This window comes from Trinickia sp. (assembly GCF_051953955.1).
GTDB lineage: Bacteria > Pseudomonadota > Gammaproteobacteria > Burkholderiales > Burkholderiaceae > Trinickia.
Genome location: NZ_JBQCIF010000022.1, coordinates 1 through 14257 on the forward strand (window position 1 = coordinate 1; position 14257 = coordinate 14257).

The 14257-nt window shown below is 65.3% G+C and carries 12 protein-coding genes; 6 read left to right on the forward strand and 6 right to left on the reverse strand.

The genetic code is table 11. From position 1 onward, the window contains the following. Together ACTHNZ_RS04030 and prpB are read right to left on the reverse strand one after the other, a co-directional pair. On the reverse strand, window positions 1-294 hold a 294-nt coding region (locus tag ACTHNZ_RS04030; protein ID WP_440541209.1), incomplete at its 3' end, for a citrate/2-methylcitrate synthase. Window positions 295-329: 35 nt separating this feature from the next. Beyond that, window positions 330-1220 carry a methylisocitrate lyase gene (gene prpB / locus ACTHNZ_RS04035; protein ID WP_440541248.1) on the reverse strand — a complete coding sequence of 297 codons (891 nt, stop codon included), beginning with the start codon at window positions 1218-1220 and terminating at the stop codon, window positions 330-332. Window positions 1221-1443: 223 nt separating this feature from the next. Here prpB and prpR point away from each other — a divergent pair, with 223 nt between their 5' ends. Further along, on the forward strand, window positions 1444-3423 hold the full coding sequence (prpR, locus tag ACTHNZ_RS04040; protein ID WP_440541210.1) for a propionate catabolism operon regulatory protein PrpR: 1980 nt from the start codon (window positions 1444-1446) through the stop codon (window positions 3421-3423). 102 nt (window positions 3424-3525) lie between these two features. Here the strand turns inward: prpR and ACTHNZ_RS04045 are convergent, their stop codons facing one another. Beyond that, on the reverse strand, window positions 3526-3840 hold the full coding sequence (locus ACTHNZ_RS04045) for a HigA family addiction module antitoxin (protein WP_440541211.1): 315 nt from the start codon (window positions 3838-3840) through the stop codon (window positions 3526-3528). Window positions 3841-3852: 12 nt separating this feature from the next. After that, a complete protein-coding gene (locus ACTHNZ_RS04050) occupies window positions 3853-4131 on the reverse strand; it encodes a type II toxin-antitoxin system RelE/ParE family toxin (protein WP_440541212.1) in 279 nt (92 codons plus the stop codon). A gap of 271 nt (window positions 4132-4402) precedes the next feature. On the opposite strand from ACTHNZ_RS04050, the gene ACTHNZ_RS04055 reads away from it, so the two are divergent. Next, window positions 4403-4648 (forward strand): hypothetical protein, encoded by a 246-nt coding sequence (locus ACTHNZ_RS04055; RefSeq protein WP_440541213.1) that lies wholly within the window; start codon window positions 4403-4405, stop codon window positions 4646-4648. A 100-nt stretch (window positions 4649-4748) separates the two neighbouring features. Here the strand turns inward: ACTHNZ_RS04055 and ACTHNZ_RS04060 are convergent, their stop codons facing one another. Next, entirely contained in the window at window positions 4749-5453 is a 705-nt protein-coding gene (locus ACTHNZ_RS04060; protein WP_440541214.1) for a glutathione binding-like protein, read from the reverse strand. Between the two features lie 167 nt (window positions 5454-5620). Further along, window positions 5621-7792, reverse strand: a complete 2172-nt coding sequence (locus tag ACTHNZ_RS04065) for a TonB-dependent receptor (protein ID WP_440541215.1) — start codon at window positions 7790-7792, stop codon at window positions 5621-5623. A gap of 338 nt (window positions 7793-8130) precedes the next feature. Between ACTHNZ_RS04065 and ACTHNZ_RS04070 the strand changes: the two genes are divergently transcribed. The 4 genes from ACTHNZ_RS04070 (at window position 8131) to ACTHNZ_RS04085 (ending at window position 14246) form a co-directional block, all read left to right on the forward strand. Next, window positions 8131-10038: an SPFH domain-containing protein gene (locus tag ACTHNZ_RS04070; RefSeq protein ID WP_440541216.1), complete on the forward strand. Its 1908-nt coding sequence runs from the start codon at window positions 8131-8133 to the stop codon at window positions 10036-10038. Window positions 10039-10111: 73 nt separating this feature from the next. Next, window positions 10112-11188, forward strand: a complete 1077-nt coding sequence (hflC, locus tag ACTHNZ_RS04075; protein WP_440541217.1) for a protease modulator HflC — start codon at window positions 10112-10114, stop codon at window positions 11186-11188. Next, a complete protein-coding gene (locus ACTHNZ_RS04080) occupies window positions 11185-12303 on the forward strand; it encodes an SPFH domain-containing protein (protein WP_440541218.1) in 1119 nt (372 codons plus the stop codon). The genes hflC and ACTHNZ_RS04080 overlap by 4 nt, the downstream gene beginning before the upstream one ends. Next, a complete protein-coding gene (locus ACTHNZ_RS04085) occupies window positions 12300-14246 on the forward strand; it encodes a heavy metal translocating P-type ATPase (protein ID WP_440541219.1) in 1947 nt (648 codons plus the stop codon). Before ACTHNZ_RS04080 ends, ACTHNZ_RS04085 begins: the two co-directional genes overlap by 4 nt. The last annotated feature ends 11 nt before the right edge of the window (window positions 14247-14257 follow it).

Here is a 14257-nt window from a genome sequence, read left to right on the forward strand (position 1 = left end):
CTCCAGCGCGCCCTTCACCGGCGCGGGCAGGCCGCGCAGGCGCTTCAGGCGGGCCTTGTAGTTCTGCAGTTCGGTCCAGTTGGGCAGCACGCCGTACACCAGCAGATGCGCCACTTCCTCAAAGCAGCCCTTGGCCGCCAGGTCGTGGATGTCGTAGCCGCGGTAGTGCAGGTCGTTGCCTGTGCGGCCGACCGTGCAAAGGGCAGTGTTGCCGGCCGTGACGCCCGAAAGCGCGACCGATTTCTTCGGCTTGAACGTGCCGGCGGCCGGCGCTTCCTTTACTGCTTCAGTCATGGTGTTGTCTCCAGCTTCGAGAGTCGAACGATTGATTATTTGGTCGCGGCGAACAGCGCGTCGAGCTTGTCTTCGTAAGCGTGATAGCCGAGGTATTCATACAGGTCCTCGCGCGTTTGCATCGTCGGCACGGCCGCCTTTTGCGTGCCGTCGCGGCGCACCGTCTCGTAGAAGTTGAGCGCCGCGGCATTCATCGCACGATAGGCGCCGCAGCAATAGAGTGCGATATCGACGTTGGCGGATTTCAATTCGTCGGTCGTGAAAAGCGGTGTCGAGCCGAACTCCGTCAGGTTCGCGAGAATCGGCACTTTGACGGCCGCTTTGAACTTGCGGTAGTCGTCGAGCGTGCGCATCGCCTCGGGAAAGATCATATCGGCACCGGCCTCCACATAAGCGACGGCGCGCTCGATGGCCGCATCGATGCCTTCCGACGCCGCGGCGTCGGTGCGCGCCATGATCACGAACGAATCGTCCGTCCGCGCATCGACGGCCGCCTTCACGCGGTCGACCATCTCTTCCTTCGGCACGCACTCTTTGCCGGGGCGATGTCCGCATCGCTTTTGCCCGACTTGATCTTCGAGGTGAACGGCGGCCACGCCAGCCTTGATGAACGAGCGAATGGTGCGGGCGATATTGAAGGCGCCGCCCCAGCCCGTGTCGATGTCGACGAGCAGCGGCAGCGTGCAGGCATCGGTGATGCGGCGCGCGTCGATCAGGACGTCTTCCATCGTACTGATGCCGAGATCGGGAATGCCGAGCGAATTGGCGGCCACGCCGCCGCCCGACAAGTACACCGCCTTGAAACCGGTGGCTTGCGCGAGCTTCGCCGCGTAAGCAGTGATCGCGCCGACGACCTGCAACGGCTGTTCGTTGGCCACGGCCGCGCGGAACGCCGCGCCGGCACGCAGGGGTTGCTGATTACCTATTTCCACGTTAGCTCCCAGAAAGGTGGAACCCATAGAGCAAGGTGCGGACCAGGTGGGCTCGCACCGCCTAACTGCTTGATTTTGCGGGAACGCCTCGCGGTTCGCGCGCCCCGGTGTTTTCAGAAGTGAAATTTATGATTTCATAAAAGAAACATGGCGAGCATAATACGGCCTGCGCCTTCCTGCGCCTGCACTGTTCAATGCAACGACGGAGTTTGCCGCTGTGAGCCGTCTTCTCCCCCATCATTTCTCCGATGTTTCTCCGCGGCCGCGAATTTGGGCGTTCGGCATCAGCCGCTTGCGCGACCTGTTGTTCGAGATCGCGGGCGAATATGACGAGCGCGCCGATCTGCGCGTGATCGCGCGCGCTTACGACGATGCCGTGCGCGAAGTCGAGACGGCGGGGGCGAGGCGCCCGGACGTGATCCTCGCGGGCGGATCGAATGCAGCCTACCTGAAGACGCGGCTGTCGGTGCCGGTGGTTCAGATCAGCCCGACGGGCTTCGACGTCATGCAGGCGCTGGCGCGGGCGCGCAGGCAGGGCGTACGGCAAGTGGCGCTCGCCATGCCGGGCGAGACGCCGCCCGAAGTGCGCGATTTCGTTTCCGTTTACGGTCTCGATGTCGTGTTCACGTCGTATCGGTCGGCGGAGGATGCCGAGGCCTGTGTGCGTGCCTTGCGGGAGCAAGGTGTCGGCGCAATCGTCGGGCCGGGGCTCATCGCCGACTTGGCCGCCGCGTCCGGTATCGACACCGTGTTCCTTTATTCGCATGCGTCGATACGACGAGGCTTCGAAACGGCGATGGACCTGTCCGAGGCCACGCGCGCCGAGGCAAAGCGCCGCCGGCACATCGACAATTTGCTGCAGCACTTGCGCGACGGCGTCGTCGCGCTCGATGCCGACGGCCGCGTCGAGGCGATCAACCGCCGGCTTGCCGATGCGCTCGGCATCGAGGTCGCGCATGCCGTCGGGCAGCCGCTTGCCGAGCAGGTGCCCGACCTCGCACGGACGTTGCCCGATGCGGATGGCGACGTGCTCGTTTTGATACGCGGCGTCAGCTACCTCGTGCATCGCGGCCCGCTGGTGGGCGACAGCGGGGAAGACGGTGTCGTGCTGACGTTCCAGGAATCGCGGGCAGTCGAACGGCTCGATCGCACGTTGCGGTCGAAGCAATTGACGCATCAATTTTCGGCGCGCTATCGGCTCGACGATCTGATCGGCGAAAGCGACTCGATGCAGCGCGTGAAGACGCTCGTGAGGCGCTACGCCAAATCCGATGCGACGGTGCTCGTGCTCGGCGAGAGCGGAACCGGCAAAGAGATGGTGGCGCAGAGCATTCACGGGCTCAGCGCACGCCGCGAGTTTCCGTTCGTCGCCATCAATTGCGGCGCATTTCCCGAGGCATTGCTCGAGAGTGAGTTGTTCGGCTATGAAGAGGGCGCGTTTACGGGCGCGCGCAAAGGCGGCAAGGCCGGACTCATCGAAGCGGCGCACCGGGGCACGTTGTTTCTCGATGAGATCGGCGAAATGCCGTTGCCGCTGCAAAGCCGCCTGTTGCGCGTGTTGCAGGAGCGGGAGGTCGTGCGGCTCGGTTCGACGGAGCCGACGCGCGTGGATATACGCGTCGTTGCGGCGACGCACGGCGCGTTGACGGAGCGAATCGCGGGCGGGACGTTCCGTGCCGATCTGTACTACCGCTTGAATATTCTGAGCATGGCGTTGCCGCCGCTGCGCGAACGGACCGACGACATGATGCCGCTTGCCACGGCGCTGTTCATGCAGGCCGTGCGGCGCGAGCCGCGGCTGTCGGCTCGCGTTCGGGGAGACGAGGCGGGAGCGAACGTCCTCGCGCGTGTTCACGACGTATTGTGCGGCTATGGATGGCCCGGCAACGTGCGCGAGTTGCAGAACGTCGTCGAGCGGATCGTCGTCGAGTTGGCCGATGACGAAACGTCGAACGGCAGTCTTGCACCGCTCGAAGTGGATGCAATGCGCACGATCGCGCCGGAGTTGTTCGCGAGCAGTGCGAGCGGGGCGGGCGATCGGACCGATGCGCAAACGTTGCGCGAGCGCAGCCGGCACGTCGAGGCCGATCAGATACGCGCGGCGATCGCGACGTGCGGCGGCGATCGCGACGCCGCGTGCCGTTTGCTGGGAATCAGCAAGACGACGTTATGGCGCAAGCTCAACGCCGTGAAATAAGCTGCGGACGTCAGGCTCGCCGAGCGCGCCACGTCCAGCGTGCACCGTCGCATTCCGGCCGCGTTGAATCACCGATGATGCTCGGGCCGTGCGAACGGCTCGTTATGCCGCGATCGATTCGCGCGGGCTGACGAGCTTTTCGATTTCTTTGCCGTGCGCGGCGGACGCTGTTTTGAGATCGAATGCCAACTGCAGATTGAGCCAAGTCTCGGCATCGCCGCCGAAATACCGAGCCAAGCGAAGCGCGGTGTCGGGCGTGATGCCGCGCCGTTCGCGCACGATGTCGTTGATGCGGGCCGGTGTGACGTGCAATGCGACCGCCAGTGCGTTTGCCGTCATCCCTAGGGGGACGAGATACTCCTCCCGCAAAATTTCGCCCGGGTGGATCGGACGCATTCCATTGTGAAAGCGCGTCATATTCGCTGTTCCTTAGTGATAGTCCACGAGTTCGACGGCCTCGGGGCTGTCCGGTGTCCAGACGAAACAAACGCGCCACTGACCGTTCACGCGGATGCTGTACTGGCCGGCGCGGTTGGCGCTTAGCGGCTCCAGCCGATTCCCAGGCGGGGAGCGCAGTGCATCGAGCGAGGCAGCCGAGTCGAGCATCTGGAGCTTTCGCTCGGCGATCGCACGGATGTTCGCGAATCGCCGGACGCCGCGGCCCTCGTAGAGCAGCCGAGTGTCGGTGCATTTGAACGACTGAATCATGATGGATGATATATCGTTTATCGATAAATGGCAAGTTAAGGGCGGCTGCATTTGCGAGGCAGCGGGCTGCACCCTACTGGAGAATCGGCGTCTTGCCGCCGGTATGACGGAATCTCGGACGATGTCACGCGCCCTTGCGTGGGCGATGGCTTCCGTTTCGCGTCGTGGCCGAGGTTGTCGCGCACCGAACATCGGTCGCCACCGCGTTTGTGCTAGCTTGAATTCGCGAGTCGCGCCCCCAATAATCCTGCGACTCAACGTGAGGTGTCACATGAAATCGAATCGCAAGATCGTTCTTTTATTCTCCGCGCTGCTCGCGTTCGGAGCGGCTGGGACGGCTAACGCAGTGGGTTGTATGAGCGGTGCCGTGGTGGGCGGTGTGGCCGGCCATTATGCGGGCCACCATGGGGTAGCCGGTGCCGTCGGCGGATGCATCGTCGGACACCATCTGGCGAAGAAAAAAGCGCAGGAGAAAAAGGAAGCGAAGCTTCGAGCGCAGCAAGCACAAGTGCAGTGAGCGCAGGCCCCGTGCGCGTTCGCGCAATGAAAGATGAGGGCGGCGGGCGCGGGCCCGCCGTCGGGTGAGGCGGGGGCAGCGGCACCCGCTGCCGGCGCCGCTATCCCCGGCTAGGAATATCGAGCCCGCGCATCACGGCGGGCCTCGCCAGAAACACATCGAGCGCGCGCTTCACGTGCGGGAAATCGCCGAAGCCCACGAGCTCTCCCGCTTCGTAGAACCCGATCAGATTGCGGACCCACGGGAACGTGGCGATGTCGGCGATCGTATAGTGCTCGCCCATGAGCCATTGCCGCTCGCCCAGCCGCTCGTCGAGCACGCGCAATAGGCGCCGCGCTTCGGCCACGTAGCGATCGCGCGGGCGCTTGTCTTCATAGTCCTTGCCCGCGAACTTGTTGAAGAACCCGACCTGGCCGAACATCGGCCCGATGCCGCCCATTTGGAACATCAGCCATTGAATGGTCTCGTAGCGGCCGGCTTCATCGAGCGGCATGCATTGACGGCTCTTGTCGGCCAAGTAGATCAGGATCGCGCCCGATTCGAACAGTGCGAGCGGCTTGCTGCCCGGGCCGTTCGGATCGATGATCGCCGGAATCTTGTTGTTCGGGTTCAGCGAGCGAAACTCGGGCGTCATCTGATCGTTCGCGTCGAAGCGCACGAGATGCGGTTCGTACGCGAGCCCCGTTTCCTCGAGCATGATCGACACTTTGACGCCGTTCGGCGTGGGCAGCGAATACAGCTGAATGCGCTCGGGGTGCTGCGCCGGCCATTTGCGCGTAATCGGGAAGGCGGAAAGATCGTTCATGCGTTGTCCTTGAGAACGGGGCGACGTCCGCGCCTTGCCATGGCTTGCGGGCGCTCACCGAGGATGAAGGCGAGTCCGATCGAGATTCTAACCGTCGAGGGCGGCGGGCGTGAGCAAGGCCGCCGCGTGCGCTTTCGGTTCCTCCGGCCGTTGCGTCCGCAGCGTCCTCAAAAGTGTTTCGTGATGCCCGCGTAGATCGCGCGCTGCGGTCCATATTGGGGCGCGCCTACCCCGATGCCCGAGCCGTCGCGCAGCTGGTAGACACGGCCGAACGCGTTGATGAGTGCGACGCGCGCATCGACCTTGCCGATGAACGGCCCGTTCAAGTGCTCGACGATGCCGAGGTCGACTTGCGCGTACCACGGCAGACGATCGGTGTTGGCAAACCCGCTGCGCAGCCCGCTTCCGACGATCGCGTCGGCCGTGAACGTGGTCCTGCCGATCGCATAGGCGCCGCCGAACGATGCCGTGATGCGTTGATCGTGGTCGAGGTACACCCAATGATTGGCGATATACGCCGACTCGTCGGGGCCGAAATTGAATTGCGCCGATTCGATGTTCTTGCCCTGCGCGCGGCTGTATGCCACGTTCAGATAAGCCGACGCGTTCTTGTGCCGATAGCTCGCCGTGAATTCGAGCCCGTAGGTGCGGCCCGTTGCATAGTTGAACGGCGTGTAGATCAGTGCGGAGCCGAACTGGCCTTCATCGAGCAGATCCGACGAACGCTTGTAATAGGCGTCGAGTCCAAGCGTCAACGCGCGCGTCACCCGCTGGCTGATGCCGATGTCGAAGTAATGGCTGCGCTCGGGTTTGACGGGATCGTTTTGCGGCGATGGGCTTTGATTCGTCGTGCCGTTGAATACGCCGACCGTCGAATTGGAGACGAGTTCGAACGGCGGCGGCGTGAAGTAGCGTGCATAACCGGCATGGATCGTCGTGGCGTTGGTCGGCTGATAGACGAGCCCGATGCGCGGGCTGACCTGGCCCGCTTGCACGTACTGGTTCATGCGATCGAGCCGTAGACCGTAGTTCAGCGTCACCTTCTCGCTGATCTTCCATTCGTCTTGTGCGTAAAGGCCGAACAGATAGCCCGTTTTGCCGGTCGAATCGTGGACGGTGAAAGGTTGGTCGGACAGCTGATTGCCCGCGGAGTCGATCGGAAATACGGCGACGTCGTTGTCGAATACCGCGCGTTCTTGCTGCAGCATGAGCCCTGCGCGCAGCGTATGCCGATCGGTCAAGCGATACGTCGCATCGGCTTGGATGCCGTTTGCGCGATTGCTGTGAAAGTCGTTCGAGGCGACGCCGTTGAAGATCAAATCGCCGGTCGGATCGGGATTGAAGTGCGTGCGCGTGTATCGCGTGAAGAACGCCACTTGATAGTCGAGCGCGGCGCCGTTGGTCCCTTGAATCGCCATCGCGGCGAAATTCGTGAGCTCGGATTGCGTCTCGTTCAGGGACGCCGAATCGAACGACGACGTTCCGTTCAACGTGAATGCTCCCGTCAAGCCCGGCGTATTGGGGATCTCGAATCGATTGCTTGCCGTCCCGAACATGACGGCAACCCGTGTGAGCGGATTCAGCAGGTACGACAGATAGCCGAACGCGTTGCCCTGCCGGGTGTGATCGTGCAGCGGGTTGCCGTTCGACGTCGGTGCCTCGATGCCCAGATTGTTTTCGCCGAGCGTGCCGCTGAAGTAATAGCTCAGCGGGCCGGCCGAGCCGAATACGTCCGCGCTCGTTTGCAGCGTTCGATGGCTGCCGCCATAAACGTCGATCGTCCCGCCGTTGCCGATATCGCCGGACTTGGTGCGGATGTCGACGATGCCGGCCGTGCGATATCCGTATTGCGCAGGCAACGCGCCCGTTACGAGGCTGACTTGATCGACGATGCGCGTATCGAACGATTGACCGAACCCGCTGATCGGCTCCGGGATCACGATGCCGTCGAGCCGATACTGCAAGTTCGCGTGCTCGCCGCGGACGTGCAACTGGCCGAATGAATCGTTCGTGACGCCTGGCGCCTGGAGCAGCACCTGGTTGAGCGGCGTGTCGGATCCTTTCGGCATCGTCGCGATATCGGCGTCGGAAATGCGATAGACGCTGCTGCCTATTTCGGGCGACAACGCGTTGCGCGCCCGGTCCAGACGCTGCGCGTGCACGCTGACGACGGGCATGCTGACTTCCGCGGCATCCGCAGGCTTCGCTGCGTCGCTTGCCGCCTGCGCGGCGACGGCGCCGGTTGGAGCGGGGCCCGAATCGGCGGCCCGCGCGACGAGCGCCGGGCCGAGCATCGGTAGGATCAACAACACTTGAGCGGGGCGGACGGGACGATTCATTGCTGTTTTCGACGATGAGGCCAGGGACTCGAACGGGATGCGCTCGGCGCGGCGGGGCCATGGAGCGCCGGGCGTATTGGATATTGGATTTTGTTTGATACGATATAACGTATCAAACGATTCGCGTTCGGAGGCCGCGAGCCGCCGAAGTTCACGACGCGGGCGCAATGATATAACGTATCATTTAGAAGATGCAAGCATCCGGGGATCGACCCGCGGCGGTCTTGAGTTTCGGCGGCCGGCAAGCTACATTCACCACCCACGTTTGCCTGCCGGCCGCAACAGTCCCGGTATTCGAACCACCCCATACCCCATACCCCAGACTTAGAGGACGCTCGATGTCGTTTCCGGCAGGGCGCAATACCGAATCCATCGGTGACGAGACGCGAGCGCTCGCGTGGAGTGCAGCCGTCGCTGCCGGCCTTGGCGTGTCGTTCCTTCTCCTGAGTTTCATTGGGGCCTTGCCGCTGGACGGGCGCTGGTACGGGCCGCTTGCCGGCGCGTGGCTCAATTTGTTCATCGTCGCCAACGGTGCGCGTTTGTCGCTGCAAGGCCGAGCCGTGCGAGCGCGCACGGCAAGCTGGGGCCTATTGGCGCGCACCGCGTGGCGGGCGGCGCGCCGGCAGCAGGGATCGGCGGCGTTCTTCGTTGCCTTGCGCTCGGTTTCGTGGCAACCGTGGGGGGCGCTGCTCAGTGCCTGCTTCGCCTTGGCCGCCACCGCGGCAGCCTGGCGGCCATTGCCGCCGGCCACGTTGATTCGTGCGCTGGTTTCGCCCGAACCGGCCATCGCCGACGCCGCCGTTTTGCTCGTGCTCGCCTTCGTGACGCTCGTTGCGGAGCGCACCTGTCATGCCCAGGCGGCGCGTTCGCCCGTCTTGGCTTCATTGGCACGAATGTTCCGTGTGGTTTTGCTCGTCACGATCGTGGCGGCGGCATCGAGTGCTTGGCTAGCCTACGCGGGGGCGGCGCCGAATTGGCCGCTGCGCTTGGCTGCCGCGTTTTGTGTGGCCATCGCGCTCGAATTCGTCGTGCGAGCGGCCGTGCTCTTTTTCCTGCCGCCCGCTAGCCGCGCCGACATGACTCGCGTGCCGAACAGTGCGATCGCGAGCGTCGTTCGATGGCAGCCGTCGCCGTTCGCCGCGCTCGGCGGTGCGGTGCGTCGGCAATACGGCATCGACCTGCGGCAGAACTGGGTGTTGCGCAGCGTGGTGCGGCTGCTGCCGGCGGCGCTCGCGTCGATCGTCGCCGCCGGATGGCTCCTTTCGTCGATATCGTTCCTTTCCCCCGATCAGCGCGCGGTCTACGAACGGTTCGGCGAACCGGCGGCAGTGTGGCAGCCGGGGCCGCATATCGGTCTGCCGTGGCCCTTCGGCAAAGTGAGGCATGTCGATAACGGCGCGGTGCATCAACTGATCGTGTCCGGCGGGGCGGCGGGCGAGAGCAGCGCCGCATCGCCCTCGGTGCACGCCGACGATCCGACTCCCGAAGCGTCGAATCGGCTCTGGGATGTCGCGCATCCGTGGGAGACGACGCAAGTGATCGCGGGCGGAAGCGGCGATCGGCAGAGCTTTCAGATCGTCAGCGCCGACGTTCGGCTCGATTACCGAATCGGCGCCTCCGATGCCGACGCGCGAGCCGCGCTTTATCGAGCGAGCGATGCCGAGCGCTTGGTCCGCTCGATCGCGAACCGCGAGGTCGTGCACTATCTCGCCTCGCACACGCTGGCCTCGCTGCTGGAAACGCGTCAAACGGCGATCGCCGACGTCGTGCAGGCGAACGTCCAGCGGCAACTCGATCGGCTCGGGGCCGGCGTCGAAGTGGTGGCCGTGGTGATCGAAAGCATTCATCCGCCGGCGGGCGCCGCGAGCGCCTATCACGGCGTTCAAGCCGCGCAAGTTCGAGCGCAAGCAAGCGTGGCGCAGGCCCGCGCCTACGCGGCAACCGAACTCGGCGATGCGCATGAGCGCGCGCAAGACGACGTTGCGCAAGCGCAGGGCGAGGCGGCCGAGACGCTGGCTCGGGCGCGCGCGCAGCAGACGGACTTCGATGCCGATCTCGGCGCCGCTCGGCTCGGCGGCCCCGCTTATGCGCTCGAATATTACCTGCGCAAGCTGCAGGGCGGCCTGCACGATGCGCGATTGACCGTCATCGACGACAGGCTCGCGCAAGGCAATCGCGCCACGCTCGATCTTCGCGCCGCGTATGCGGCCGGCGACTTGGCTGGCGTCGCGCACCCCAATCATTGAATGTCGACGAGCGCTTCATGACTTCGCTTGGAGCCTGTATTCCGCACGCGTCGAATCGCTACAAGGTGACACGTTGAGTCTCTTTCATTCGCATGCTCACGGCCACGATCACGGTCATCATCATCACGGTGAGGATGATCACGACGATGGCGCCCCCTCCCATCACGACGATCCGCATCGGCAGCGCCGTTTCGCCCTGCGCGTCGCGTTGGCCGTTCTTTGTGTGATCGTGGCCGCGGCGGTGGCGAGCTTCGTTCAAGTGCGCGCGGGCGAGGCGATGGTCGTGACGCGGTTCGGCCAGCCTGTGCGGGTGTTGCTCGATCCGGGTCTCGCCTGGCGCATGCCGGCGCCGATCGAAGCGGCGATGCCGGTCGACCTGCGCCTGCACACGACGTCGAGTGGCCTGCAGGACGTGGGAACGCGCGACGGCTCGCGGATCATCGTGCAAGCCTACGTGGCATGGCGCGTTGCCGGCGATCCCGGCGACGTCGGGCGTTTCGTGCGCGCCGTGCGCAACGAGCCCGATGAAGCGGCCCGGCAGATCCGCTCGCTGCTCGGCTCGGCATTGCAGACGACGTCGGCCGGCTTCGATCTCGCGTCGCTCGTCAATACCGATCCTGCGCAGGTCCGAATTCCCGCATTCGAGGAGACGCTGCGCCGGCAGATCGATGCGCAGTTGCGCGCGGCCTATGGCGTGCGCGTCGTGCAGGTGGGTCTGGAGCGGTTGACGTTGCCGGCCGTGACGCTCGCGGCCACGGTGCAGCGCATGAGCGCCGAGCGCGAAACGGTGGCTGCACAGCGCATGGCGGACGGTAAGCGCGAAGCGGCGCAGATTCGCTCGGATGCCGACAGCGAAGCGCGCGAGACGGTGGCCGACGCGACCGTCAAGGCAGCGGACATCGAGGCGCAATCGCGCAAGGACGCAGCCGCGATATACGGTCGGGCCTATGCGGCCAATCCGCGCCTCTATACGATGCTGCGCTCGCTCGACACGCTCGATTCGGTCGTCAATTCGAACACGAACCTCATCGTGCGCACCGACGCCGCGCCGTTCAGTGCCCTGGTGCATGGCCCCGCCGGGCTCGATGCGGCCGTGCCGGCTGCCGCGGCCGAAACAGCCGAGCCGAAACGGGGCAAGCGCGCGCGATGAAGCACGACGCCTCTTCCTCGCTCGGCCCCGGCGGGCAGGCCGTGCGCATGTCGTTTTGGTTCATTGCGGCCGTTGCCGTATTGGCCGCCGGTGCATGGGCGTTCTCGAACGTGCGGCGAATCCCGGCGGACGGCCGTGCCGTCGTGATGCGCTTCGGGGCGTTCGTGCGCGAGCAGGACGCCGGGCTGTTGATCGCATGGCCGCGTCCGTTCGAAACGGTCATCGTGGCGCCGGGCAGCGCACAGGTGCTGAGCCTGCCGATTCGGTCGCTGCAGCGCGATGCGCGCGCGAGCGCGAGCGCGGCCGATCCCGCAACCGCGAACGCGCCTGCGACGATGCGAGCCGGCCCGGAATCTTCGATCGACGATGATGCGTCGGCCGACACCGAGGCGGCAGCGGCGTCGCTGCCCGACGCATTGGCCGGATCGGGCTATCTGCTGACGGGCGACGACGGCGTCGTTCAGTTGAACGCGACGCTCTACTACCGCGTCGTCGATCCTTATGCCTACGTATTGCAAAAGGACCGTCTCGATGCGGCGCTCGATCGGATCGTCTGCGCTTCGGCCGTGCGCGTGGCGGCCGCGCGCGATATCGACTCGATTCTCGTGGCGCGCCCCGAGCAGCGCGTGTCCGAGCAGCAAATGGCGCTCGAGCGCGATCGACTGCGTACCGATGTCGCGCGCGAAATCGGGCGGCATTTGGCGGCGCTCGAGCGGGCGCATGCGGGCCTCGGCGTGGAGGTCGTGCGCGTGGATGTGCAAGCAGCGTTTCCCGCCGCAGCCGTCGGTGCGTTCACAGCCGTCCTGACTTCTCTGCAGCAGGCGGAGCGCACCGTCGCCGAGGCGCGGACGTTCGCGGAGCAGCATCGTCAGGAAGGGCGGCAGCGCGCGGATCGCATCATCGCGAACGCGCGAGCGAGCGCGGTGGAGCGCGTGGCTCAGGCGCGCTCGAGCACCGTCGCGATCGAGCAGTTGGAGAGCGCGGCGCAGACCGATCCCGGGCTCGTGGCGCGCTCATACCGCGACCGCATGCGGCAAATCGTTTCGAAGGCGCACGTCGTGACCGTCGATCCGCACGATACGTCGAATTTGATCTTGCCGGGGAATGCCCGATGAGCCACATCGAACCCGCTGACTTCCAGACGACCGGAGCGGAACGAACGGAGGAGCCTGCCGCCGTCGCGCTCTCCGAGCACGAGCGGCAGGCGGCAACGCGCCAGATCGCGTTGGCGTTGGCCGCGGCAGGCTTGCTCGGATTGTCAATGGCATGGCGCTATTGCGTCGACGGCGGGCAACCTCTTTCCGACGTACTGGCCGGCTTGGCATCGTTGCTGGTTGCCGGGCCCGTGTTCGCGGGTGCCTGGTACAGCTTGCGGCGGCCGAGCCTGCACGGCGTGACCGACCGCCTGATCGCATTGGCGATGCTCGCCGCTTGGGCGACCGGGGACATGGTGACGGCGGCGCTGTTGCCGATCGTCATGACGCTGGGCCATGCGCTAGAAGAACGAAGTGTGCTGGGCTCGCAAGAAGCGATTCGCGCGCTCGGCAGGCTGACGCAAATTCGAGTGCGACGCGTGAATGCAGCGGGGCATGTCGAGGAGGTCGCCTTCGATCGCCTCGTGGCCGGCGACGTCGTCGAAGTCGTCGCCGGCGCGCGGATTCCCGCGGACGGTATCGTCCGCTCGGGCCGTTCGAGCGTCGACAACGGCCCGATCACGGGGGAGTCGATTCCCGTGGAGGTCGAGCACGGCAGCACCGTGTTCGGCGGCGCGATGAATCTCGACGGAGCGCTGCGCATAGAAGTCACGCAAGTCGGCAAGCAATCGACGCTCGGCAAGATCATCGAACTCATGCAGCGGGCCGAGCGGGCCAAGCCGCCCGTCACGCAGGTCCTCGAACGTTATATGGGCGGCTATCTCGCGCTCGTGCTGCTGATTGCCGCGATCGTATGGTTCACGTCGTCCAATGCGGCGGCGATGCTGGCCGTCATCGTCGCGGCGTGCCCCTGTGCGCTGGTACTTGCCGCGCCGGCGACGGCGATCGCCGGCATCGCGGTAGGGGCGCGGCACGGAGTCTTGTTCCGGAGCGCGGTGTTTCTCGACAAGCTGGCAGAGATCGACTCCGTCGTGCTCGACAAGACCGGCACGCTGACGCACGGAGAGTTGCGCGTGGTGGACGTCGCGCTGCAGCCCGGTTTCATGCTCGGCGATGCGCTCGAGCTGGCAGCGCGGCTCGGGGAGGGCAGTGCGCATCCCGTCAGTCGCGCGCTGGTCCGCTATGCCGCCGAAGCGGACCCGGCGCACGCCGACAAAGCGCCGTTCGATGCGATGCACGAGTTGCGTGGATTGGGTGTGACGGCGCAGACACCAAACGGCCTGGCCGTGCTCGGGCGTCATGCGTTGTTGGCCGGGCACGTCGCGGGCCTGCCGCTACCGGTGACGCGCGCCGATGGCCCTTGTGTCGGGCTCGCGCTGAACGGGCAGCTCGTCGCATGGTTCGAGTTCGCCGACGTCTTGCGGCCGGAGGCGCATGATGCACTGGCCGATCTGCGTGAGCTCGGGCTGCGCCGCCACGCATTGGTGACCGGCGATCGCGCGCCGGTGGCTCATGCGCTGGCTCGGCGCATCGGGATCGACACCGTAGTGGCCGAGGCATTGCCGCATGAGAAGCTCGAATTCGTCATCGGCGAGATGAAAGCCGGCCGGCATCCGCTCGTCGTCGGCGATGGCCTCAATGACTTGCTCGCGATCAAGGCGGGCACGACGAGCATCGCGATGGGCGAGCGGGGTATCGACGTGACGGTGGCGTCGGCCGATATCGTGCTGCTCGGCGATGATCTGCGCCGCATTGCGACCTGCGTTCGGCTGGGGCGTCAATGCCGGCGGACGGCAACGATCAACGCTGCGATTGGCCTCGGGTGGACCGTGGGCGTGATCGCGCTTGCGGCGCTCGGCCTCATGGGTGCCGTGGCCGTCGCACTGCTGCACAACATCGGTACGTTCATCGTCATCGCGAATGCGGGACGTCTATTGCGTATCGATGAGCGCTCCGTGGGCTGAGCCACTCAGCG

Coding starts and splice junctions, on each gene's coding strand:
- ACTHNZ_RS04045 (WP_440541211.1), bottom strand. CDS start 3,840: ATGACGCGCTTTCACAATGGAATGCGTCCGATCCACCCGGGCGAAATT.
- ACTHNZ_RS04050 (WP_440541212.1), bottom strand. CDS start 4,131: ATGATTCAGTCGTTCAAATGCACCGACACTCGGCTGCTCTACGAGGGC.
- ACTHNZ_RS04055 (WP_440541213.1), top strand. CDS start 4,403: ATGAAATCGAATCGCAAGATCGTTCTTTTATTCTCCGCGCTGCTCGCG.
- ACTHNZ_RS04060 (WP_440541214.1), bottom strand. CDS start 5,453: ATGAACGATCTTTCCGCCTTCCCGATTACGCGCAAATGGCCGGCGCAG.
- ACTHNZ_RS04065 (WP_440541215.1), bottom strand. CDS start 7,792: ATGAATCGTCCCGTCCGCCCCGCTCAAGTGTTGTTGATCCTACCGATG.
- ACTHNZ_RS04070 (WP_440541216.1), top strand. CDS start 8,131: ATGTCGTTTCCGGCAGGGCGCAATACCGAATCCATCGGTGACGAGACG.
- ACTHNZ_RS04080 (WP_440541218.1), top strand. CDS start 11,185: ATGAAGCACGACGCCTCTTCCTCGCTCGGCCCCGGCGGGCAGGCCGTG.
- ACTHNZ_RS04085 (WP_440541219.1), top strand. CDS start 12,300: ATGAGCCACATCGAACCCGCTGACTTCCAGACGACCGGAGCGGAACGA.